The 22,059-nt window shown below is 66.3% G+C and carries 17 protein-coding genes; 5 read left to right on the plus strand and 12 right to left on the minus strand.

Going from position 1 to position 22,059, the window contains the following annotated elements; all coding sequences use genetic code 11:
• Nucleotides 1-9 precede the first annotated feature (9 nt).
• The 4 genes from putA to B4920_RS01720 all read left to right on the plus strand — a co-directional run bounded on the left by putA (nt 10) and on the right by B4920_RS01720 (nt 7,966).
• The gene (gene putA / locus B4920_RS01705) at nt 10-3,672 is read left to right on the plus strand and encodes a bifunctional proline dehydrogenase/L-glutamate gamma-semialdehyde dehydrogenase PutA (protein ID WP_079432866.1); all 3,663 of its coding nucleotides are present in this window, start codon (nt 10-12) and stop codon (nt 3,670-3,672) included.
• A gap of 56 nt (nt 3,673-3,728) precedes the next feature.
• A complete protein-coding gene (locus B4920_RS01710; protein ID WP_254050809.1) occupies nt 3,729-5,468 on the plus strand; it encodes an autotransporter assembly complex family protein in 1,740 nt (579 codons plus the stop codon).
• A gap of 79 nt (nt 5,469-5,547) precedes the next feature.
• The gene (locus B4920_RS01715; protein WP_079432868.1) at nt 5,548-7,608 is read left to right on the plus strand and encodes a thioredoxin domain-containing protein; all 2,061 of its coding nucleotides are present in this window, start codon (nt 5,548-5,550) and stop codon (nt 7,606-7,608) included.
• Nucleotides 7,609-7,651: 43 nt separating this feature from the next.
• The gene (locus B4920_RS01720) at nt 7,652-7,966 is read left to right on the plus strand and encodes a c-type cytochrome (protein WP_079432869.1); all 315 of its coding nucleotides are present in this window, start codon (nt 7,652-7,654) and stop codon (nt 7,964-7,966) included.
• Nucleotides 7,967-8,036: 70 nt separating this feature from the next.
• Here B4920_RS01720 and B4920_RS01725 read toward each other — a convergent pair whose 3' ends face one another.
• From B4920_RS01725 to B4920_RS01745, 5 genes are read right to left on the minus strand one after another with little or no spacing between them, the layout of a single operon-like run.
• Nucleotides 8,037-9,503, minus strand: coding sequence for an efflux transporter outer membrane subunit (locus B4920_RS01725; protein WP_088179351.1), 1,467 nt, complete (start codon nt 9,501-9,503; stop codon nt 8,037-8,039).
• On the minus strand, nt 9,500-10,432 hold the full coding sequence (locus B4920_RS01730) for an efflux RND transporter periplasmic adaptor subunit (protein WP_088179352.1): 933 nt from the start codon (nt 10,430-10,432) through the stop codon (nt 9,500-9,502). The genes B4920_RS01725 and B4920_RS01730 overlap by 4 nt, the downstream gene beginning before the upstream one ends.
• A gap of 17 nt (nt 10,433-10,449) precedes the next feature.
• Nucleotides 10,450-10,656, minus strand: a complete 207-nt coding sequence (locus tag B4920_RS01735; protein ID WP_079432871.1) for a DUF1656 domain-containing protein — start codon at nt 10,654-10,656, stop codon at nt 10,450-10,452.
• The gene (locus B4920_RS01740) at nt 10,653-12,722 is read right to left on the minus strand and encodes an FUSC family protein (RefSeq protein WP_079432872.1); all 2,070 of its coding nucleotides are present in this window, start codon (nt 12,720-12,722) and stop codon (nt 10,653-10,655) included. The genes B4920_RS01735 and B4920_RS01740 overlap by 4 nt, the downstream gene beginning before the upstream one ends.
• Complete coding sequence (locus B4920_RS01745) at nt 12,715-13,170, minus strand: MarR family winged helix-turn-helix transcriptional regulator (RefSeq protein WP_079432873.1); 456 nt, start codon at nt 13,168-13,170, stop codon at nt 12,715-12,717. Before B4920_RS01745 ends, B4920_RS01740 begins: the two co-directional genes overlap by 8 nt.
• A gap of 318 nt (nt 13,171-13,488) precedes the next feature.
• Between B4920_RS01745 and B4920_RS01750 the strand changes: the two genes are divergently transcribed.
• Complete coding sequence (locus B4920_RS01750) at nt 13,489-14,667, plus strand: porin (protein ID WP_079432874.1); 1,179 nt, start codon at nt 13,489-13,491, stop codon at nt 14,665-14,667.
• Between the two features lie 154 nt (nt 14,668-14,821).
• Here B4920_RS01750 and proB read toward each other — a convergent pair whose 3' ends face one another.
• The 7 genes from proB to B4920_RS01785 all read right to left on the minus strand — a co-directional run bounded on the left by proB (nt 14,822) and on the right by B4920_RS01785 (nt 21,908).
• A complete protein-coding gene (gene proB, locus B4920_RS01755; RefSeq protein WP_079432875.1) occupies nt 14,822-15,940 on the minus strand; it encodes a glutamate 5-kinase in 1,119 nt (372 codons plus the stop codon).
• Nucleotides 15,921-17,084: a GTPase ObgE gene (obgE, locus tag B4920_RS01760; protein ID WP_079432876.1), complete on the minus strand. Its 1,164-nt coding sequence runs from the start codon at nt 17,082-17,084 to the stop codon at nt 15,921-15,923. The genes proB and obgE overlap by 20 nt, the downstream gene beginning before the upstream one ends.
• 87 nt (nt 17,085-17,171) lie before the next feature.
• The gene (gene rpmA, locus B4920_RS01765; RefSeq protein WP_079432877.1) at nt 17,172-17,438 is read right to left on the minus strand and encodes a 50S ribosomal protein L27; all 267 of its coding nucleotides are present in this window, start codon (nt 17,436-17,438) and stop codon (nt 17,172-17,174) included.
• A gap of 12 nt (nt 17,439-17,450) precedes the next feature.
• Nucleotides 17,451-17,762: a 50S ribosomal protein L21 gene (rplU, locus tag B4920_RS01770; protein WP_079432878.1), complete on the minus strand. Its 312-nt coding sequence runs from the start codon at nt 17,760-17,762 to the stop codon at nt 17,451-17,453.
• 89 nt (nt 17,763-17,851) lie between these two features.
• Nucleotides 17,852-18,271, minus strand: a complete 420-nt coding sequence (locus tag B4920_RS01775) for a hypothetical protein (protein ID WP_079432879.1) — start codon at nt 18,269-18,271, stop codon at nt 17,852-17,854.
• A gap of 5 nt (nt 18,272-18,276) precedes the next feature.
• On the minus strand, nt 18,277-19,476 hold the full coding sequence (locus B4920_RS01780; protein WP_079432880.1) for a hypothetical protein: 1,200 nt from the start codon (nt 19,474-19,476) through the stop codon (nt 18,277-18,279).
• Entirely contained in the window at nt 19,473-21,908 is a 2,436-nt protein-coding gene (locus B4920_RS01785; RefSeq protein WP_079432881.1) for an EAL domain-containing protein, read from the minus strand. The genes B4920_RS01780 and B4920_RS01785 overlap by 4 nt, the downstream gene beginning before the upstream one ends.
• Between the last annotated feature and the right edge of the window lie 151 nt (nt 21,909-22,059).

Genomic DNA, 22,059 nt, shown 5'->3' on the forward strand with positions numbered 1-22,059 from the left:
GGTGATCCCATGACCGCGCCCTTCGACCCCGCTTCATGCCTGTCCTCCGATGCCGACCTGGCGGTCCTGCGCCGTCGCATCGAAGATGCCGTCCGACAACCTGAAGCCGAGGCACTGGCGCCCTTGATCGACGGCGCCCGCTTTTCCGAACTCCAGGCAGTCCGTATCTCGGCACGCGCCGAATCCCTGGCCGCAACGGTGCGCAGCACGCGCCGCCGGGCTACCGGCGTCGATGCCTTGATGAACGAGTTTTCCCTCGACAGCAACGAAGGCGTGGCGCTGATGTGTCTCGCCGAAGCCCTGTTGCGCATTCCCGATGCCGCCGGCCGTGATGCCCTGATCCGCGACAAGCTGCGCTACCGGGACTGGGCCGGACACGTCGGACACAGTCCATCCCTGTTCGTGAATGCGGCGGCCTGGAGCCTCGCGCTGAGCGGCCGCCTGCTGACGCCCGACGAAGAGCGGCGCATGCCCGGCGCGCTGCTCGGCCTGCTGCAGCGGAGCGGCGGGGCGCTGCTGCGCGAGGCGATGGAACGGGCGATGCGCCTGGTTGGCCAGCAGTTCGTCGTCGGCGAGACGATCCGGGAGGCCCTGGAGCGCACCCGGAGCGGCCCTGCGGCGAATTACCTGTACTCCTTCGACATGCTCGGCGAGGCTGCCATCACTGGCGACGATGCGACCCGCTATGCAACGGCCTACGCCCAGGCCATCCATGCGGTGGGTGAGCATGGCCGCTGGCATGGCGTGCAGCAGCGCAATGGCATTTCGATCAAGCTGTCGGCCCTCCATCCCCGCTTTGGCTGGGCCCAGCATCGCCGCGTGATGCGTGAGCTGGTGCCGCGGGTCCGCCAGCTGTGCCTCCTGGCCAAGGCCCAGGACATCGGCTTGACCATCGACGCGGAGGAATCCGACCGCCTCGAACTGTCTCTCGACGTGCTCGCCGCGCTGGTGGCCGACCCCGCGCTGGCCGGCTGGGCGGGGCTGGGTTTCGTCGTGCAGGCCTACCAGAAGCGTGCGCCGGCGCTCATCGACTGGCTGGTGGCCCTGGCACGCCGGCATCGGCGGCGTCTGATGGTGCGTCTGGTGAAAGGTGCCTACTGGGATGGCGAGATCAAGCGAGCGCAGCAGGACGGGCTGACCGACTACCCGGTATACACCCGCAAGGCCCATACCGACCTGGCTTACCTGGCCTGTGTCCGCGCGTTGCTGGCCGCGCCCGACGCGCTGTTCCCGCTGTTCGCCACCCACAACGCCCACACGGTGGCCGCGGTGCTCGAGATGGGCGGCAGCTTCCGCCCCGGTGATTACGAATTCCAGTGCCTGCACGGCATGGGCGAGACCCTGTTCGGGCAACTCGTCCAGAGCGAAGAGCCTAGCCTGCGCCGTCCAGTGCGTGTGTACGCGCCGGTGGGCAGCCATGCGGGCCTGCTGGCCTATCTGGTGCGCCGACTCCTGGAAAACGGGGCGAACAGCAGTTTCGTGAATCAGGTCGTGGACGAAGCGGTGCCGTTGACCGCGCTGGTGGCCGATCCCGTGGACGGCGTGCTGGCGACCGGCGGCAGTCCGCATCCGCAGATTCCGCTGCCCGCGGATCTGTACACCGGACGTCGCAACAGTCGCGGTTTCGATCTGGCGGCCGGCGGCGTGCGCCGGGCTTTCCTCAGCGCCCTCGAGCGCAGCCGTGAAGAGACCCTGCATGCGGAGCCGCGTATCGGCGCAGCGCTGGCTGAGGGTGCCGACCGACGGCTGATCCACAATCCGGCGCAGCTCGATGAAGTGGTCGGCGCGGTGCGGTGGAGCAGCCCGTCGGACGTGGATGTGGCCGTGCAGCTTGCGGCCGCCCAGGCGCCGGGATGGAGCGTCGAGGCGCCGGAGCAGCGCGCCCTGTGCCTGGAGCGTACCGCGCTGGCACTGGAGGCGCGCAGTCACGCCTTGGTGGCCCTGCTTGTGCGCGAGGCTGGCAAGACCGTTGCCGCGGCGCTGGGCGAAGTCCGCGAGGCGGCGGATTTCTGCCGCTATTACGCCAGCTGCCTGCGGGCCGGTGACCTCGCCGGCAGTCGCCCGCTGGGCCCGGTGGTGGCGATCAGTCCGTGGAATTTTCCGCTGGCGATCTTCGTCGGGCAAATCGCCGCCGCGCTGGCCGCCGGCAACCCGGTGCTGGCCAAGCCTGCCGAGCAGACGTCCCTCATTGCCGACCGGGCCGTGGCCTTGCTGCATGAGGCGGGTGTGCCGCGCCCGATGCTGCAATGCCTGCCCGGGCCGGGCGAAACCATTGGCGCGCAACTGGTGGCCGACCCGCGTGTCCGCGGTGTGATGTTCACCGGTTCGACTGCGGTGGCCGACGCTATCCACCGGCAGTTGGCCGTCCGCGGCGATGTAGCGCTGATCGCCGAAACCGGTGGCCTCAACGCGATGATCGTCGATTCGACGGCCTTGCCGGAGCAGGTTGTCACCGATGTCCTGAGCTCCGCCTTCGATTCCGCCGGCCAGCGTTGTTCGGCCTTGCGGCTGCTGTGTGTGCAGGAGGACATCGCCGCTCCGGTGCTCGAACTGCTCGATGGGGCGATGGCCGAGCTCAGCGTCGGGCGTCCCGACGATTTCGCCACCGATGTGGGGCCGTTGATCGATGCCGCGGCCCGTGTGCAGATCGACGCCTACGTGGACGCGATGCGCGCCAACCGCTACCGGGTGCTGGTCCGCAGCCTGCCGGATGGATGCCTGAAAGGGCATTTCGTGGTGCCGACCCTGATCGAGCTGAACACGCCGGACGAGCTGACGCGGGAGGTGTTCGGGCCCGTCCTGCACGTGCTGCGCTATGCCGCCGGCGAGCTGGACGCATTGCTCGACGCCCTGGTGGCGACCGGTTATGGATTGACGCTGGGCATCCAGTCGCGGGTGGATACCTTCGTCGAGCGCATCGTGCGGCGCATGCCGGTCGGCAACGTGTATGTGAACCGCAACATGATCGGCGCGGTGGTCGGCGTGCAGCCTTTCGGCGGGGAGGGGCTGTCGGGGACCGGGCCGAAAGCCGGTGGGCCCTTGAGCCTGCGCCGTCTCGTGCAGGAGGCACCGCCGCCCTTGCACGCTCTGCAGCGCCCGCCGAGACCGGCGCTCGACGTGCTGGACGCCTGGTTGGCCGGCCCGGTCCCGTCCCTGCCCGACGCGGCGCTCAAGCGGGGGCTGTGCAATCGGATCGCCGCGTATCGGCAGGCCTCCCTGGCTGGCCTGAGCATGCTCCTGCCGGGGCCGACGGGCGAACGCAACACCCTTGGTTTCCATGCCCGTGGCGCCGTCCTGGGGCTGGGGGATAGCGCGGCAGCCTGGTATCACCAGCTGGTCGCTGCGCTGGCCACCGACAACCGCTTGCTGCTGCCGGCCGAGGACGAGGCGGCTGCCGCCTGGCTGGCTTCCCTGCCGGAGGCGCTGCGGACATGGGTCGAGCCGTGCGCCGACGTGCTCACCTGCGTGTGGGTTGCCGTGCTAGCGGATCTTCCACCGGAAGAGACCGCTCGCTGGCGGCTGGCCTTCGCCAACCGGGGCGGGCCGATCCTGCCCTTCCTGGTGCCATCGCCGGACTACGCGCTGGAGCGCCTGGTCCATGAGCGCTGCGTGACCGTCAACACCGCGGCCACCGGCGGTAACACCGGCTTGCTGCGCCTCGGGGACGTGTAGCAGCGCGTCGTGCGCCTGCGCACGCGGATGGAATAAGGACTGTTAGAATCCGGCCCGTGCTGCGCCGTCCCTCCGCCCTTCGCCTGTTGATCGCCTGCCTCGCCACGGCGGCGGCGGCATGGGTGCAGGCAGCCGACGTCCGGGTTGAACTGGCGGCGCCGGATGAGCTGCGGGCACTGCTCGAAAAACATGTGGATTTCCTCGACCAGCGGCCGGAGAGCGGCCTGGATGAAGGGGGGCGGGTGGCCATCCTGCGCCGGGCGCGCAAGGAGATCGGCGAGATCCTGGCGACGGAAGGCTATTTCTCGCCGTCCATCGAGAGCGTGGAGGACGGCGAGGCCTTCCGCATCGTCGTGACGCCCGGACGGCGGACCACGATCAGCCAGGTCAGGCTGCATTTCAGCGGTGACCTGAACCGCGCGGAGGGGGCGCGCCCAGCCCGTCTTGCGGCCCTGACGGCAGCCTGGAGCTTGCCGGTTGGCCACCCATTCCGGCAGGCCGACTGGGATGCGGCCAAGCAGCAACTGATGGATGCCGTGAGCGCTCGCGATTACGCCGCGGCGAGCATGACCGCCAGCCATGCTCTCATCGATCCGGAGACGGCCACCGCGACGCTCAGCGTCGATGTGGATTCCGGGCCCGAATTCCGTTTCGGCCGGCTCGACATCACTGGCCTCGGCAGCTACGACCCGTCGCTGATCGAGCGTTACCAGCCGCCGAAGGCCGGCGAGCCCTACAGCCTCGACCGCCTGCTGCGCTTCCAGACCGCCTTGCAGAACACGCCGTATTTCGCCTCGGTGGTGGTGGACGTCGATCGCGAGTCCGCTACGCCGGATGCGGCACCGCTGCGGGTCCACCTCACCGAGGCCTTGCCGCGCCGGCTGGGCTTCGGCATCGGTGCCAGCAGCAACACCGGCTACCGGGTCGAAACCACCTATCGGGACGCCCACTTCTTCGACCGGGCCTACAACCTGGTCAGCGGCATCCGCCTTGAGCAGCGTCGCCAGCTCGGCTATGCGGACGTGTTCCTGCCGCCATCCCTGGCGGGCGACCTGGACAGCGTCGGCGTGCTGGCCGAGCACACCGACATCTCCGGGTTGCAGACCCAGCGCCAGTCCATCGGCGTGGTGCGCACGATACCGCGCGGCAACATCGAGAACCGCCTGTCCCTCAATTTCCAGCACGAAACCCTGACCCCCGACGGCAGCCTGCCGTCCAGCCGCAAGGCCCTGGCCGCCAACTGGTCATGGACGCGGCGGGCGGTGGACAACATCCTCGATCCACGGAACGGCCAGGTGCTCAACCTGCAGGTCGGCGGCGCGGCCCAGGTCTTGCTGTCCGACCGCAACTTTGCGCGCTTCTATGGGCGCTACCAGCTCTTCGTGCCGGTCGCCAAGCGCGACGTGCTGATCCTGCGGGCGGAGGGCGGCGTCACCGTGGCGCCGTCCCGCGACGGGGTGCCGCAGGACTTCCTGTTCCGTACCGGCGGCGCCCAGAGCGTGCGCGGCTACGCCTACCAGAGCCTGGGCGTGCGCGACGGTACGGCGACGGTCGGCGGGCGCTACCTGGCGGTAACCAGCGCCGAGTACGTGCATTGGTATTCCGGCGACTGGGGCGTGGCGACTTTCGTCGATGCCGGCAATGCGAACGACGAGCGCCAGCTGTTCAAGATGAACTTCGGCTACGGTTTCGGCCCGCGCTGGAAGAGCCCGGCCGGGCCCATCGCGCTGGATCTCGCCTACGGGCAGCGGGATCACCGGCTGCGCCTGCAGTTTGCGGTAGCCATCGCCTTCTGAGGCCGCACAACTTTTGCTTGGATAGGGGCTCCAACGCAAAACGCCGTACAAAACCGACAAACCCCCAGCGGGAGCCCCCATGCCCAACCGACTGCAGCACGAAACCTCACCCTATCTCCAGCAGCATGCCGACAATCCGGTGGACTGGTGGCCGTGGTGCCAGGAGGCCCTCGACCTGGCTCGCCGGGAAGACCGGCCGATCCTGCTGTCCATCGGCTACTCGGCCTGCCATTGGTGCCATGTGATGGCCCACGAATCCTTCGAAGATCCCGAGGTGGCGGCCGTGATGAACCGCCTGTTCATCAACATCAAGGTGGACCGGGAGGAGCGCCCCGACCTCGACCAGATCTACCAGGCCGCCCACCAGATGCTTGCGCGGCGCGGCGGGGGCTGGCCGTTGACGGTGTTCCTGGCGCCGGACGGCAGCCCCTTTTTCAGCGGCACCTATTTCCCCAAGGAACCACGCTACAACCTGCCGGGCTTTCCGGATCTGCTGCAGCGGGTTCATGAGGCCTTCACGACCCAGCGCCAGGCCATCGACGAACAGAATCAGGGCTTGCGTGCCGCGCTGGCCCGCAGCGAGGCGATTGGCAGTGCCCACCCCTCGGAGTTCACCGGCGCTCCATTGCGCACGCTGCAGGAGGGCCTGGCGTCCACTTTCGACGAGGAGCACGGCGGCTTCGGTGGCTCGCCCAAGTTCCCGCATCCGGCAGACCTGGACTTCCTGCTGCGCTGCTTCGCCGCGACCAGCGATGTGGCGGCCCGCGACATGGCGCTGAAGACCCTGCGCGGCATGGCCGAAGGCGGCATCTTCGACCAGCTGGGCGGGGGCTTTGCGCGCTACAGCGTGGATGGCTGGTGGAACATTCCCCACTTCGAGAAGATGCTTTACGACAACGGGCCGCTGCTTGCGCTGTATGCCGATGCCTGGCTGCTCACCGGCGAGCCGCTGTTTGCACGGGTGGCCGAGCGCACCGCCGAATGGGTATTGCGGGAGATGCGCCTGCCGGAGGGCGGCTTCGCGTCCTCGCTGGATGCCGACTCCGAGCACGAGGAAGGCAAGTTCTACGTGTGGGACAAGGCCGAGGTACGCGAATGCCTCGACGATCTGGAGTACCGCGTGTTGTCCCAGCACTACGGCGTGGCGCGGCCGCCCAACTTCGAGGAGAAGCACTGGCACTTCTACATCGCCAGGCCGCTGACCGGCGTCGCCGACAAGCTCGGCATCTCGCTGGCCGAGGCGGAGGCCGCGCTGGAGCGGGCCCGCGCCAAGTTGTTTGCTCGACGGGAGGGCAGGGTGCGTCCCGGCCGCGACGACAAGCTGCTGGTCAGCTGGAACGCGCTGATGATCCACGGCCTGGCCCATGCGGCGCGGGTCTTCGGTCGTGACGACTGGCTGGCCGCGGCGACGCAGGCCATCGACTTCATCCGTCGAACCCTCTGGCAGGACGGCCGCCTGCTGGCGACCTACAAGGACGGGCGGGCCCATCTGAACGCCTATCTGGACGACCATGCGCTGCTGATTGCCGCGCTGATCGAGAGCTTGCAGGCAGGCTACCGGCCGGAGGACCTGGAGTTCGCCGAAGACCTGGCCGATGTATTGCTCGATGCGTTCGAGGATCGGGCCGGTGGTGGCTTCTTCTTCACCCGCCACGATCACGAGGCGCTCATCCATCGTCCGAAGAGCGGCCACGACAATGCGATGCCGTCCGGCAATGGGATTGCCGCGCAGGTCTTCGGCCGGCTCGGGCATCTGACCGGTGAAACCCGTTACCTTGCGGCGGCGGAGCGCACGCTACAGGCTTTCTATCCGGCGATGGGGGCAAGCCCCATGGGCTTCGCCAGTCTTGCCGTGGCCCTCGCCGAGCACCTGCAGCCTCCGTCCCTGCTGGTGTTGCGGGGCGCTCCGGCGGTGCTGCCGGAATGGTCGCGGCGGGTTAGCGGAAGCTATCGCCCCAGCCTGCTGAGCGTGGCCTTGCCGCCCGATGTGCCCGGGTTGCCGCCGGTCCTCGACAAGCCGGCCGCCGAAGCCGTCAACGCCTGGTTGTGTTCCGGCGTTACTTGTTTGCCCCCGTTTGCTGCCTGGCCGGCGCTTGAAGTCGCGCTTGCGGCAATTGGCAAACCCGAAGGCGCGGCGTAGACTCCGCGCAGCTTTTTTCGCCACACAACTCGAGAGGATCACAATGAAGAAACTCGTCGCTGTCGCCGCCATCGCCGGTCTGATGGGCTCCACCGCCGCCTTCGCCGATGCCGGTGCTGATCTGGCCAAGGCCAAGAACTGTCTGGCTTGCCACGCTGTGGACAAGAAGGTCGTTGGCCCCGCCTACAAGGATGTGGCCGCCAAGTACAAGGGCGACAAGACCGCCGAAGCCAAGCTGATCGAGAAGGTCCAGAAGGGTGGTTCCGGCGTCTGGGGTCAGGTTCCGATGCCCCCCAACCCGCAGGTCAACCCGGCTGAAGCCAAGACCCTCGTGGCCTGGGTGCTCAGCCAAAAGTAAGTCGCCGGCTGTGCCGTCGCAAAAAAACCAGCCTTCGGGCTGGTTTTTTTATGCTTGTCGCCAGAGCGCATTAGTGATGCCCGGCGGTAGCGACGGAATGGATGTTCTTGTTGCCTGATGCCTGTTCCCAGCCGCCGCCGAGCGCCAGGAAGAGGCTGACCTGGTCCAGCGCCAGCTGGCTGTCCGACACGGCGAGGGTCGCATCGGCGCTGGTGAGGTTGCGTCGGGCATCCAGGTCGTTGAGGTAGGGCGCGCGTCCGCCGCGGTACAGGGCTTCCACTTGGCGGGCGGCTTCAGCGGCTTCGTTGCGTGCCTTGCGCAGGGCCGCATTGCGGTCGAGCTCGCGGGCGTAGACCGCTAGTGCGGTTTCGGTGTCGCGCAGGGCGCCGAGCACGGTGCCGTCGAAGCGGGCCAGGGCGGCTTCGGCGCCGGCCTTGGCAATCTCGATGCGGGCGTATTCGAGGCCGCCGGGAATCGTCCAGCTGATCAGCGGACCGATGCCCCAGCGCTGGGTGTCTGGCTGGCCGAGATCGGCGAGCAGGCCGGTGAGGCCGGCGGTCAGGCCGATGGATACCGTGGGGTAGAGGGCTGCGGTCGCCACGCCGATGCGCGCAGTGGCGCCGGCCAGGGCCCGTTCGGCCTGGCGGATGTCCGGGCGGCGCTTGAGCAGGGCGGTGCCGTCCCCAACCGGGATCGGCGCGTTCAGTTTGGGAACTTGCACGCAACTGGCGACGGTCTTCGGAAACTCTGCGGGTGGGCGGCCGGTGAGGGTGGCCAGTGCGTACAGCGCGGTGCTGCGGCGGGCGTCGTAAGCGGGCAGCGAGGCACGGATCTGTTCGACCTGAGCCCTGGCGCGGGTCACGTCGGTGACCGTGCCGCGTCCGGCGTCGGCCAGCTTGCGGGCGACGTTCAGGTTGTCTTCCTGTTGCTGCAGGGCACGTTCGGTGACCTGCTTCTGGTAGCCGGCCGAGCAGGCTTCGACGTAATTGCGGGCCACGTCGGCGGCGATATTGACACGCACCAGGTCGACGGCGGCCTGGCTGGCTTCTGCGTCGGCGTCGGCTGCTTCGGTCAGGCGCCGCAGCTGGCCGAACAGGTCGAGCTGGTAGGAGGCCGCCAGGCCGCCAATGCCGAGGCTCATCGGCGGGATGTTCTCCTTCAGCAGGTAGGCTTGCCCGGCGACCTTTTCGCGGGCCACGGCACCGCTGACGCGGGCGGCGGGTTCGCTGGCCGATTCGGCCTCGGCGACGATGGCGTGGGCCCGCGCCAGATTGGCGGCAGCGACCCGCAGCTGCGTGTTGGCGGCGAAGGCCGTCTCGATCAGGCCATTGAGCGTGGTGTCGTCATAGAGCTTCCACCAGTTGGCGGGGAGGGGCTCGCTGCGGACGCTGGCGCTGGTGCTGCCGACGAAGGCGCCTTGCGCCGTCGGCAGGTTGACGGCGGCTTGTTCCGGCAGGTGGTAGTTGGGGCCGACCGTGGTGCAGGCGCCCAGGCCAAGGGTGAGGCCGATGACGCCCAAGGTGTGCAGGGCCTTCATTGCCGTGCTCCGCCGGCTGTGGCCAGGGGGCCGACGGGATTGGCCGCGGCTTTGGCGTGGCCGTCCTTGTCGACGATCGCCACGGTGGCGGTCAGGCCGGCAACCAACTGGAGATCCTTCGGCACTTCGTCGAGGGCGATGCGCACCGGAATCCGCTGGGCCAGGCGGACCCAGGTGAACACCGGGTTCACGTTGGGCAGCAGGTTGTTGCCGTTGGCACGGTCGCGGTCCTCGATGCCGGCTGAGATGCTCTCCACGTGGCCGCGCAGTTCCTGCTCGCGGCCCATGATGCGGATCTTGGCGGGCTGGCCGATCTTCACGCCTTGAAGCTTGGTTTCCTCGAAGTAGCCGTCTACGTGGAACGAGTGGGTGTCGAGCACGGCGAGCACCTGCTTGCCGGCGGTCACGTAGTTACCCGAGCGCAGGGACAGGTCGCTGAGGTAGCCGTCCACCGGCGCGACGATCTTCGTGCGGGCCAGGTTGAGGGCGGCCAGCTCGCGATTGGCGATGGCCTGGGCCAGCTGGGCTTCGCCGAGTTCGACCTTTTCGCGGCTTTGTTCGACGGTTTCCTGGGCCACCAGGGTGGACAGCTGGGCGTTGCGGCGGGCTTCGCGGCGGGCCTGATCGAGGTTGGCGCGCACGGTGGCGACGGCCGCGTCGGCCTGCTTGAGGGCCAGGCGATAGCGCTCGGTGTCGATCTGGAAGAGTTCCTGGCCCTGCTTCACGAACTGGTTGTCGTGGATCGCCACGTGGGTGACGAGGCCGGATACGTCCGGCGTGACCGGCACGATGTCGGCACGCACGCGGCCGTCGCGGGTCCAGGGTTCGACCTGGTAGTGATCCCACAGGCGTTGGGACGCGAAGAGGGCGAGGACGATGGCCACCAGAGTGACGGCGATCCGAAGGAGCTTGAGATAGAGTGGTTTCACGGGAGCATCACCTTCAATCAAAAGGAGGGCATGGGCAGGCGGATGACGAGGGACCAGACGATCATGAACACGGCAGCGTCGAACAGGGCCGGGTGCCACACGATGCGGTACAGCCCGACCAGCGAGAACACGCGGCGCAGCAGGAACGAGAAGACGAAGGCGAGGGGTGTCGACACGAGGATCGACGACACCAGTACGCCGTCGAGGTTGAGTTCCCCGATCATGCGGAGGGTCCTTTCATCGAGAGCAGGCCGGCGGCCTGATAGGCCACGGCCTTGGGAAACAGGTTGCCGCGCAGGCCGACCATCGCCGACAGGCCGGCGAGCTTGGCCGTCGACGGGGGCAGTTCGGTGATGGCGTGCAGCGCATGATCGATGTCGGCCAGCAGCCCGGGCGGCGCATCGACGATGCGGCCGTTGGAGCGGGTCGAGAAGTGCTCGCCGACGCCATTCAGCGCGCGTTCGGTCAAGTCGCGCGTGGTGGTGTCGAAATCCGGGCTGGCCTTCTGCAAGGTGACCAGGTTCATGCCGATGCGTAAGTCATGCAGAACGTCGACGCCACGCAGTTCGCCGCTCTGGGACACGGCGGCGAGCTTGGGCGTCAGCAGGGTCAGGCGGTCGAGCAGACGGCCGGCCAGGGCCACCGGTTCAGCTGAGGCGCCGGCCCGCGCGTGGTGGGCGAGATCCCGCCAGTTGTGGCGCAACAGGCGGCGCGCGCTGGTGTCGACGCTGATCGTGCGCATGAAGCCGGTGACCCACAGGGCAATGAAGACGCCGACGAAGAGGGCCATGTTGACGTTGAGGAAATCGGCGAAATCCTGGTGGCTCAGGGTTTCCTGCAGGGCCAGCGCATTGCAGAAGCCGGTGATCATGGCCATTGCGGGCACCAGGGTGCGCGGGGCCGCCATGTAGACACCCATCGGCAGCAGGATCGGCGCCAGCACTAGCACCAGCATCGGGAAGTCGTTGACCTGAGGCATCACGGTGAACTGGAACACCGCAGCAATCGGCAGGGCGACCAGGTTGAAGATGCCGAAGCTGGCGATGGTCGGTTTGGGGTCGTCCATCGTTGCGAAGAAGCAACACACCACCGCGGCGATCATTGCCGCAGCGGCGCCATCCCGCCAGCCGCTCATGATCCACAGTGCGCAGCTGAGCAGCACTGCGATGCTCGCCGCGCCGGCAGACAGCAGCGCCATGCCGTAGTCCCGGTGCAGGGGCCGATGCTCTTTGGTATCCACCAGTTCCGCCAGCTCCGCCGACAGGGGCTTGTTACGGCGTACGTGGTCGAGTAGGGTGTGGCTGTCGCCCAGTGTGTCCACCAGGTCGACCAGCCGGGTCAGCAGGCTGGCTGACAGCAGCGTGGCCCAGTCGGCGTCGTGGGGCGTGGCCGCGGCGACGGATCTCAGTTCGGCGATCAGCGGCTCGGCTCCGTTGCGGTCGGCGCCACCTGCAATCCATGTGGCGACCTGCTCGATCAGGTCGGCGACCTCGGGCGAGAGGGCATGCCCGTCGGCGCGCAAGGCGCTAAGCCTGTCGTTCAGCCCGTCGATGATCGGGATCAGGACCAGCGTGCGGGTATGCAGCGCATGGACGACGTTGGTGATCTCACGCAGGTTGGAGGTGTCGAAGGGCAGGTGCTTGGACAGCAGGTGGATTTCCGTCTCCGCGGCGGCCAGCTGGCGGCGTTCGCGGTCCGTCTCGGTGGCGCTGCGTTCGTGCAGTACATCGAGGGCCCACTGGTCGGCACTGCTCAGCCAGCTGGTGAGTCGGGCGACCAGCGGACCGCCGACGGGGCGGGGAAAGATGAGGCTATGGACGACGGTGGCGCAGACGATGCCGATCGAGATCTCCTCGAAGCGCGCGACGGCCACGTCGAAGATCTGGTCGGGGGTGTTGACGCTGGGGAAGGCGATGATCGCCGCGGTGTAGCCGGCCAGCATCAGCACGTAGCTGCGGGGGGTGCGGTCGAGCAGGGAAACGAACAGGCAGGCGCCGATCCACAGGGCGATCACCAGGCACAGCAATACGGGTGAGTCCACCAGCGGGGGGACCAGCAGCAGGGCAACCGTAGTGCCGACCAGCGTACCGCACAGCCGGAAGATGGCCTTCGAGCGTACGGCGCCGGCCAGCGGATGGCTGACGATGTAGGCCGTCATCATGGCCCAGTAGGGCCGTGGCAGGCCGATGCTGAAGCCCACGTACAGGGCCAGCATGGCCGCCGCGAAGCTGTTGAAGGAAAACAGCAGTGCACTTCGTTCGAAGCGCAAGGCCGTCAGCAGCTTATTCATCGCCGTTCCCGGGATGCAGTGCGGCGTCGAAGGCCGCGAACACCCGCAAGGTGGCTTCAAGATCTTCGTCGGCAATGCGGGCGAGCAGTTTGCTGCGCAGTTCCTCGATCAGTTTCTCGACGGTGGCTGCCATCGCGTGGCCCTGTCCGGTGAGGTACAGCAGCTTGGCCCGCTTGTCGGCCGCATCGCCGCGACGTTCGATCAGGCCGGCCTGACACAGCTGATCCAGCAGGCGGCCCAGCGACGGGCCTTCGATGCCCATGTCTTCCGCCAGCACGCCATGTCGTACGCCATCACCGAGGCGGCTGAGATGAATGATCGGCAGCACCCTGGCGTCCGACAGACCATGGGCGAGGGCCGCCTCATTGACTGCTCGTCGATAGATGCGCGACAGGCGGACCAGGTTGCTGGTGACGGCGGCTTCTCGAAGAGTTCTGTTCTTGTTCATGGCGGCGACAGGAAGAAGTGGGACTGTGAAAATATTATATAGCAAGCTTCCTATTTTTATATTGCGTCGCACACTTGTGTAAAACCCTTACGGCTGCACAGCTTGTTGTGCCGTGTGATGCCTTGCTGGCGTGGGGCGCGTCCTGCATGTTGCGAACTTGCAACACTCTCGTGCCGCTTCGCATCCAAAAAACAACGCTGTCCTTGCCCTCGGCTTTGCCAAGCGCTGACAATGCAGGCCAACTTCTCGTTAGAGAGGTGAAATTGGTCGGCCCTGCGCAAGCAGTGCGTGCCAGTCTTCAATCAAGAGGAGAAACATATGCAAAAGAAACTGATCGCTCTGGCCGTTGCCGGCCTGGCCTCCACCGGCGCCTTCGCTCAAGCTAACGTCACCGTCTACGGTATTGCTGACGGTTCCTTCGACGTGGTTCGTGTTTCCAACACCAATGGCAACACCGACCTGGGCAACACCACCCGTGTTTCCTCCAACTCGTCCTACGTCGGTTTCAAGGGCGCTGAAGCTCTGGGCAACGGCCTGACCGCTGTGTTCCAGTTCGAAAGCGGTGTTTCCTTCGACAGCAAGGGCGGCCTGAGCACCAGCCGTGACAGCTTCGTTGGCCTGTCCAGCGCCAACCTCGGCACCGTGGTTCTGGGCAACCTGACCGGCCCGACCCGTGCTCTGGGCACCACCCTGGACGTGAACGCTGGCGCTGCCGGCATCGGCGCGAACTCCGCTCTGCTGGGCAAGCTGGGTAACAACCTGATCGGCGGTACCGACGCCAACACCAACTACACCCCGGCTACCGGCGTTGGCCGCAGCGCCACCAGCGCGTCGATCTTCGACACCCGCTGGAGCAACGCCATTGCCTACGTCTCCCCGACGTACTACGGCCTGAACGCCACCGTTGCCTACGTTGCCAACGAGAACAAGTCGTTCCACAACACCACCAACTCCCCGATCAACACCAGCGGCTACGACCTCGGTTTGAAGTACGCCAATGGCCCGATCCTGGCTGCGGTGACCTACAACGCCGTTTCCCTGGGTAACGACGCTGGCACCAACGTGTCCGACCTGCGTGTCGGTGGTTCTTATGACTTCGGCATCGCTACCGTTCGTGCGATCTTCGACCGCACCCGTGGCGATCACCTGACCGCCATCGGCCTCGGCGCTGGCAAGGCTACCCAGAACGTCTTCGGCCTGGGCGGTACCTTCAACGTGACCCCGGCTGGCAAGGTTCTGGCTCAAGCCTACTTCGCCAACGATCTGAAGCTGGATGGCAGCTCCGCCAGCGACACCGGCGCCAAGTTCTTCGAACTGGGCTACGAGCACAGCCTGTCCAAGCGCACCCAGCTGAAGGCTGCCTACGTTCACCTGAACAACGACAACAACGCTCGCTACGACTTCGGCAACAACGCCGCTGGTCTGGGCACCGTTGGCACCTCCGCCACCGGCGCCACCCTGCAAGGCGTTCAGCTGGGCCTGCGTCACTCCTTCTAATTCAGACCTCGTCTGAACTGGAAATTGACGGGCACCTTCGGGTGCCCGTTTTTCATGGGGCTCTTTCTGGTTGTCATGGCCAGCTTGGGCCCCAAAAGCAAATGGCCACCAATCGGTGGCCATTTGCTTTTGGGGGAATTGGACTGCGAGAAGATCAGCCGATCTGCACCAGATTGTCCCGGTGGATCAGCTCCGGTTCTTCCGAGAAGCCGAGCAGTTCCTCGATTTCACTGGATGCGTGGCGAGCAATACGGCGGGTGTCGTTGCTCGCATAATTGATGAGGCCGCGGGCAACTTCCTGGCCGCTTTCGCTCCGGCAGGCCACTACGGAGCCGCGGGAGAACTTGCCGTTTACGGCGATGACGCCGATCGGCAGCAGGCTCTTGCCGTCCTTGAGGGCTTGTACTGCGCCGGCATCGAGCGTCAGGCTGCCGGCCAGTTGCAGGTGGTCGGCAAGCCATTGCTTGCGGGCGGCCAGCGGCGTGCTGGTAGCGTAGAGCAGGGTGCCGATGCTGTCGCCGGCAGCAACGCGCAGCAGCGCATCGGCTTCGCGACCGCTGGCGATGCAGGTGTGGGCGCCGCTACGGGCGGCGCGCTGGGCCGCGCGAACCTTGGTGATCATGCCGCCCTTGCTGATGCCGCTGCCGGCGCCGCCAGCCATGGTTTCCAGGGCGGTGTTTTCGGCGCGGTCCTCGGAGATCAGCGTGGCAGCTGGATCCTTGCGCGGATCGGCAGTGTACAGGCCTTGCTGGTCGGTGAGGATGATCAGCGCGTCGGCGTCGATCAGGTTGGCGACCAGGGCGCCAAGCGTGTCGTTGTCGCCGAACTTGATCTCGTCGGTGACGACGGTGTCGTTCTCGTTGATGATCGGCACGACGCCCAGTTCGAGCAGGGTGACGAGGGTCGAGCGGGCGTTGAGATAGCGCGTGCGGTCGGCCAGATCTTCGTGGGTCAGCAGGATCTGGGCGGTGTGCAGGCCGTTCTGCGAAAAGACGCTCTCGTAGGCCTGGGCAAGCCCCATCTGGCCGACGGCGGCTGCAGCCTGGAGTTGGTGCATTTCCTGCGGGCGGCTGGTCCAGCCGAGGCGCTGCATGCCGGCGGCAATGGCGCCGGAGGAGACGAGGATGATTTCCTTGCCGGAGGCGGCGAGGCTGGCGATCTGTCGCGCCCAGTCGGCCAGGGCTTCGACGGCCAGGCCTTCGCCGTTGTTGGTGACGAGGGCGCTGCCGACCTTGACGACCAGCCGGCGGGCGTTACGAATTGCGGATCTCATCGTCGTCTTCTTCGTCGTAATCGGTTTCGTCGTCGTCGAGTTCGTCAGCATCGGCTGCCTCTTCCTCGTCTTCGATGCCGGCCGCGGCCCGGGCGGCGGCTGCCGCATCGGCGGCAGCCTGAGCGGCGGCCTTTTCCTCGTCGAGGACATCTTGGATAGCAAAGACGACTTCCTGGCAGCCGGCGCGGCTGATCGCGGAGACTTCGAAATGACGCTCCACCGGGCCGTAGGCTTCGAGGAAGGCGGCGATGCGCTCCTGGCGCTCGTCCGCATCGGGAATCAGGTCGAGCTTGTTCAGGACCAGCCAGCGGCGCTTGTTGACCAGTTCCTCATCGTACTTGCGCAGCTCCTCGACGATCGCGTGGGCGTCGCTGACCGGATCGGCCTCCGGATCGAAGGGGGCGATGTCTACGATGTGCAGCAGGATGTGCGTGCGTTGCAGGTGGCGCAGGAACTGGTGGCCGAGGCCGGCACCGTCGGCGGCACCTTCGATCAGGCCGGGAATGTCGGCAATGACGAAGCTGCGGTTTTCGGAGGTGCGCACCACGCCCAGGTTGGGGGCGAGGGTGGTGAAGGGGTAGTCGGCAACCTTCGGTTTGGCGGACGAAACTGCGCGGATGAAGGTGGATTTGCCGGCATTGGGCATGCCGAGCAGGCCAACGTCGGCCAGAACCTTGAGTTCCAGGTTGAGGCTCTTGCGCTCGCCTTCCTGGCCCATGGTCTTCTTGCGCGGGGCGCGGTTGGTGCTGGTCTTGAAGTGCAGGTTGCCGAGGCCGCCGCGACCGCCCTTGGCGATCATTACGCGCTTGCCGTCGTGGTCCAGGTCGGCAATGATCTCGCCGGTTTCCTGCAGGGAAATGATGGTGCCGACTGGCATGTGCAGTTCGATATCGTCGCCACCCTTGCCATAGCAGTCTGCACCGCGGCCATTCTCACCGCGTTCGGCGAGGAAGGTGCGCTTGTAGCGGAAGTCGATCAGGGTGTTGAGATTGCGGTCGGCGACGGCGTAAACGTCGCCGCCCTTGCCGCCGTCGCCGCCGTCCGGGCCGCCCATGGGGATGTATTTTTCGCGGCGAAAGGTGGCGGCGCCGTTTCCGCCGTCCCCGGCGATGACTTCAATACGGGCTTCGTCGAAAAACTTCATGGGAGCTTCCGGTTGGGGCGCCAAATGGGGCCCTGAAAGAAAAAAGCCCTATCCACAGATAGGGCTTTGAGTGCATGCGAGCTGAAGTTATTCAGCGGCAGCGGGCACGATGTTCACGGTGCGACGCTTGTTGGCGCCCTTGACGGTGAACTGAACGGTGCCTTCGGTCAGCGCGAACAGGGTGTGATCCTTGCCGATGCCGACGTTTTCGCCCGGGTGGTATTCGGTGCCGCGCTGGCGAACGATGATGTTGCCGGCGAGGACGAATTGACCGCCGTAGCGCTTGACGCCAAGGCGTTTGCTTTCTGAGTCGCGACCGTTACGTGAACTGCCGCCAGCCTTTTTGTGTGCCATGTCGGATTCTCCTTAAGCCGAGATCGCGTCGATGCGCAGCTCGGTGTAGTTCTGACGGTGACCCTGATGCTTCTGGTAGTGCTTGCGGCGACGCATCTTGAAGATCTTGATCTTGTCGTGACGGCCGTGGGAAACCACGGTGGCCGTGACGGTGGCGCCAGCCACAACGGGGGTGCCGATCTTGACCGACTCGCCTTCGCCGACCATGAAGACCTGGTCGAGGGTGATTTGCGAGTCCACGTCAGCCGGTATCTGTTCTACTTTGAGTTTTTCGCCGACGGTGACACGGTACTGCTTACCGCCGGTTTTTATGACCGCGTACATGGATGTACTCCGAGTGAAGAGTTTGCAGGAAACGCGCAAGTATACGCGAAGGCGCAGATCTCGTCAAACCGACCTCGGTCGCGTGCCATTCAGGGGAGGCGCTGCAGGATGCGTGCGCCGGGTGGCACGTCGGTGCGTTCCATGTAGCCGATCAGGTTAGGGGTATCGAGCAGCCACTGGCGCGCCTCGGCGGTCGAGCTGGCCTCGCGGGGGGGAAGGGCGCGGCCGGTGAATACCAGCCGGGACCAGTAGGCGCGGATCTGAGCTGGGTTCTTGCCGGTGAGCTTCAGGTAGAAATCGTCGCGCAATGTGCCGTTGGGCAGGTCGATGAGTTTGACGGGGGTGCCGTCGGCCAGCGTGGTGGCGTGGCCCAGGTAGAGGTTTTCGGCGCGTTCACGGCTGACCTCGACGGCCGCGGTGCGTACGCTGGCGACCAGCACGAGCTCCGCCCTGCCCGGGCCCGGGGCAAGCAGGCCGGCAGCGATCAGGAGGATTCTGGCTAGGCGCATGGGGCTCAAAAGACGAAGTCCACCGCGAGGCTCAGGACATGGGTCGGCCCGTCCGGCTTCAAATAGTCGCCAAGCTGGCTGGGGAGGAAGATGCCGAGGCCGCCGGGGCCGGGCTGAATGCGTTCGAGCTGTGCCTTGACGGCAACATTGCGTCCCGCGTCCCAGCGCAGGCCGGCACCGATGCTGCGCTGGGCCTTGTTGCGCCCGGCGTTGAAGGCAGCCAGGCCAATGTCGAGTGCGGCGACTCCGGTCACCGCGCTGCTGACCGGTGAGGTTTCCCGTTGGCGGGCGACAGTCAGGTAGGGCGTGAAGGCACCGGTCCGGTAGCCGGCCGTGACATACCATCCCATCCCGGTGTCGATGTAGCGATCCACATTGCGACGAGCGATTTCGGCGATCAGCAGCAGGCGGTCCTGGTCGTACTGCAGGCCGGCCGACATGAAGCTCGTCTTGCCGTCGGTGCCGGAGAGCTCCGGCACGATGGCGCCGTAGCCGGTGGCGACGAGGGCCTGCTGCAGGCTCAGAAAATGCGCATCGGACCAGCGCAGGGACATATCGGCCTGGGCGTAGCTGAACTGGGCCGTGAGGCCGTTGCGGCTGAAGGAGGCCTTGAGGCCGCGGATCTTGTCGAGATTGGCCGAGCCGCCGCGGATGTTCATCGCGCTGTGCCCGGCATACGCATGCAGTTCGATATCCGTACCACCGATCTGCCTGCGGTACAGGGCGTCGGCGCCGTCGATGTCGGACAGGGGGTTCAGGCTGTAAACCTCGACGGGGGGCCGGATCCAGGGATTGGCGTAGTTGAGGTTCAGCGAATCGGAATACATGAAGAACGGCAGGCGGGTGCGGCCGATCCGCAGCAACAGCTCGGGCGTGGCCTGGTAGCTCGCAAAAGCCCAGGTGACGCGCGGATCGTAGCTGCCGGTAGGGCTCTTGCGGACCACCGATTGCAGGGTCAGGTCGAGGCGGCTGCCGATCTGCAGGGACCCTTGTATGCCGAGCACGGAGTCGACGGACAGATCGAAGGATGCTCCTGCGCCGGAATCGCTGACGCTGTTGGCGCGGAAGGCCCGCGTGGCGTTGTCGGTCCGTGCTGCGCCGAGGGTGCCGAAACCGGACAGGCTAAACGGCGACGGTGTATCGGCACGGGCGGCAAGGGGCGTGATCGCCGCAAACGCAAACAGCAGGGCGTGAAATGGCTTCATGTGCCAATCCTCTGGGCTTCGAGCCGCTGTCGGATCTTTTCGGCCGGCTCGGCGGCCGCAAACAGGTAGCCCTGGCCGTAGTCGCAGCCCAGCTCCCTGAGCATGTCGGCCTGGCTGGGGGTCTCGATACATTCGGCGACCACGCTCATGCCCAGTTCATGGGCCAGGCGGATGCTGCCCTCGACAATGGTGCGCAGGCGGGGAATGGTCTCGATTTCGCGGACGAAGGAGCCGTCCAGCTTGATGGTGTCGCAGGGAATCGAGTGGAGGTAGCTCAGGGACGAGTAGCCGGTGCCGAAGTCGTCGATGAGGATGCGCAGGCCCTTGGCCCGCAGTTTGCCGAGCTGGTGCATGGCCAGCTCCTTGCGCGTGACCAGGGTGCTTTCGGTGATCTCCAGCTTGAGGGCGCTGGGCGGCAGGCCGTGGCGTTCGATGCAGGCCACGATCTGGTCGGCCAGGTCGGCCTGGCCGAGCTGGCGGGCGGAGAGGTTGACGCTGATCGACAGGTTCTCGTCGGCCAGTCCTTGTTCGCGCCAGGCCGTCATGCAGACGCAACTCTGCTCAAGCATCTGCATGCCGAGTTGGTGGACCAGGCCGAGGGATTCGGCGACGGGGATGAACACGTCCGGGCCGATGCGCCGGGCGCTGGCCTGAGGCCAGCGGACGAGGGCCTCGAAGCCGATTGTGCGGCCGTCGCGCAGATCGATGATGGGCTGGAAGTGGGCCACCAGTTGGTGGTCCCGCAGGGCCGCACGCAGTTGGGATTCGAGTTGCAGGTCGCGCAGGACCTGCTGGTGCATGGCCGACTGGAATACCGTGATGGAGGCTTCGGCGCTGCTGCGCGAGCGGTGCATCGCATTGTCGGCGTCGCGCATCAGGTCTTCCGCACTGTGGAAGCCGCCGCTGCCGAGGACGACGCCAATGCGGGTTTTGGGGTAGAGCTGGTGGCCGTTGAGTTCGGCGCTCTCGGCCAGTCGGGTCTGCAGGTTTTCCGAGAAGCGGATCGCCTCGCCGGCATCCGGGATGTCATTGAGCAGCACGGCGAACTGGTCGCCGGCTACGCGCCCGACCACATCGCCGGGGCGGGCCAGCGCGCAGATGCGCGATGCGACGAGGCGCAGCAGATCGTCGCCGGCCGAATAGCCGAGGCTGTCGTTCACCACATGGAAGCGTTCGATGTTGACGTGCAGTACTGCAAACAGGTTGTCGGTGGCACGGTCCGCGTGGCGCAGGGTGTTCTGCAGATGCTCGACGAACAGAGCCCGGTTGGCGAGTCCGGTGAGGCCGTCGTGCAGGGCGTCGTGGATCAGCTGATCCTCTGCGCGCTTGCGCAGGTGAATGTCGCTGATCGAGCCGGCCATGCGGATCGCCCGGCCGCTGGTCGGATCGTAGACAGCCATGCCGCAGATGAGGATCCAGCGGTAGTCGCCATCCGCGTGGCGGATGCGGTGTTCGGCCATCAGCTGGGCAGATTCACGCTTCAGGTGGGCGATCACGCGCAGACGGAAAGGCTCCCGGTCGTCCGGGTGAAGGTAGTCGATGATCGAACGCTGCTCTTCGGTGAAGGCATTGAAGGACAGGCCGAGGATCTCGGCAAAGCGCGGTGCGAAATAGGTCTTGTTGTTGGCGATGTCCCAGTCCCACAGGCCGTCGTTGGCGGCCCGGGTGGCGAGGGCATAACGTTCTTCGCTGAGGGCCAGCTGGCGGGCGGTGCTCTCGAGCTCCTGGATGCGCGACTGCAGCGCAGCGGCCATGCGGTTGAAATGGCGGCACAGCTGTGCCAGCTCGTCGTTGCCCTGTTCGGGCAGGCGGTGGGACAGACGCCCCGCCGCGATGGCCTGACTGCCGCGCAGCAGGCGCCCCAGGTTGCGGGTCAGCAGGTAGCCGATGGCGCCGAGCAGCAGCAGCGTGAGCAGTACCTCGACGCTGGCAATGGCGATGCCCTGGTTGAGGATGCGCTGCTTGGCCAGGGCCAGCGGTGCGACGGACACGCCGAACTGCACGACGCCGACCTGGTTGTGTTCCAGCAGTACAGGGCGCCGCACGTGGATCAGGGTGTGCCCGACATAGTTGCCGAGGGTGTCGGCACTGTCTTCGTTGGGCGGCGGAGGGGCGTCCATTTCCGGCAGGCCGGCGCGGACCCGCAGTTGCCCGGCACTGTCGGCGATGCGCACATAAACCAGGCCTTCATGGCTGTTGCCGAGCAGTTCGCCGAGGGCGTCCTGCAGATCCTGGTAGCGTCCCTGGGGTACGTAGGCGGCCGTTACCACGTTGAGGATGGCGGCGTTCTGGGTGATGAGGGTGTTCAGGCTGGCGGTCGTCGCCTCATTGATCAGCCGCCCGCTGTTGGTCAGCAGCAGCGTCAGCATGACCACCTGAACCACTGTGCTGGCCAGCAGGAGACGGACGCGGATCGAGAGCTTGCTCAGCATCGTGTCAGGCTTTGAGTGGTTGCGGTGGAAATTGCAGATTGACGATCGACTGCAGTGGTATTCACTTGTACTCGGCTATTGTGCCAATTGCGTGAGACGAGTGCATCCCCGGCAGCATGTCCGTCGTGGATAATTCCGCAGGCATTGCGCG

This window comes from Zoogloea sp. LCSB751, from assembly GCF_002028455.1.
In the GTDB taxonomy this organism is placed as follows: domain Bacteria; phylum Pseudomonadota; class Gammaproteobacteria; order Burkholderiales; family Rhodocyclaceae; genus Zoogloea.

Excerpts from the sequence above, each read along its gene's own strand:
- obgE (WP_079432876.1), bottom strand. The coding sequence starts at position 17,084 with ATGAAGTTTTTCGACGAAGCCCGTATTGAAGTCATCGCCGGGGACGGC.
- B4920_RS01715 (WP_079432868.1), top strand. The coding sequence starts at position 5,548 with ATGCCCAACCGACTGCAGCACGAAACCTCACCCTATCTCCAGCAGCAT.
- B4920_RS01785 (WP_079432881.1), bottom strand. The coding sequence starts at position 21,908 with ATGCTGAGCAAGCTCTCGATCCGCGTCCGTCTCCTGCTGGCCAGCACA.
- rplU (WP_079432878.1), bottom strand. The coding sequence starts at position 17,762 with ATGTACGCGGTCATAAAAACCGGCGGTAAGCAGTACCGTGTCACCGTC.
- B4920_RS01775 (WP_079432879.1), bottom strand. The coding sequence starts at position 18,271 with ATGCGCCTAGCCAGAATCCTCCTGATCGCTGCCGGCCTGCTTGCCCCG.
- proB (WP_079432875.1), bottom strand. The coding sequence starts at position 15,940 with ATGAGATCCGCAATTCGTAACGCCCGCCGGCTGGTCGTCAAGGTCGGC.
- B4920_RS01720 (WP_079432869.1), top strand. The coding sequence starts at position 7,652 with ATGAAGAAACTCGTCGCTGTCGCCGCCATCGCCGGTCTGATGGGCTCC.
- B4920_RS01740 (WP_079432872.1), bottom strand. The coding sequence starts at position 12,722 with ATGAATAAGCTGCTGACGGCCTTGCGCTTCGAACGAAGTGCACTGCTG.
- B4920_RS01780 (WP_079432880.1), bottom strand. The coding sequence starts at position 19,476 with ATGAAGCCATTTCACGCCCTGCTGTTTGCGTTTGCGGCGATCACGCCC.
- putA (WP_079432866.1), top strand. The coding sequence starts at position 10 with ATGACCGCGCCCTTCGACCCCGCTTCATGCCTGTCCTCCGATGCCGAC.
- rpmA (WP_079432877.1), bottom strand. The coding sequence starts at position 17,438 with ATGGCACACAAAAAGGCTGGCGGCAGTTCACGTAACGGTCGCGACTCA.
- B4920_RS01725 (WP_088179351.1), bottom strand. The coding sequence starts at position 9,503 with ATGAAGGCCCTGCACACCTTGGGCGTCATCGGCCTCACCCTTGGCCTG.
- B4920_RS01745 (WP_079432873.1), bottom strand. The coding sequence starts at position 13,170 with ATGAACAAGAACAGAACTCTTCGAGAAGCCGCCGTCACCAGCAACCTG.
- B4920_RS01735 (WP_079432871.1), bottom strand. The coding sequence starts at position 10,656 with ATGATCGGGGAACTCAACCTCGACGGCGTACTGGTGTCGTCGATCCTC.
- B4920_RS01750 (WP_079432874.1), top strand. The coding sequence starts at position 13,489 with ATGCAAAAGAAACTGATCGCTCTGGCCGTTGCCGGCCTGGCCTCCACC.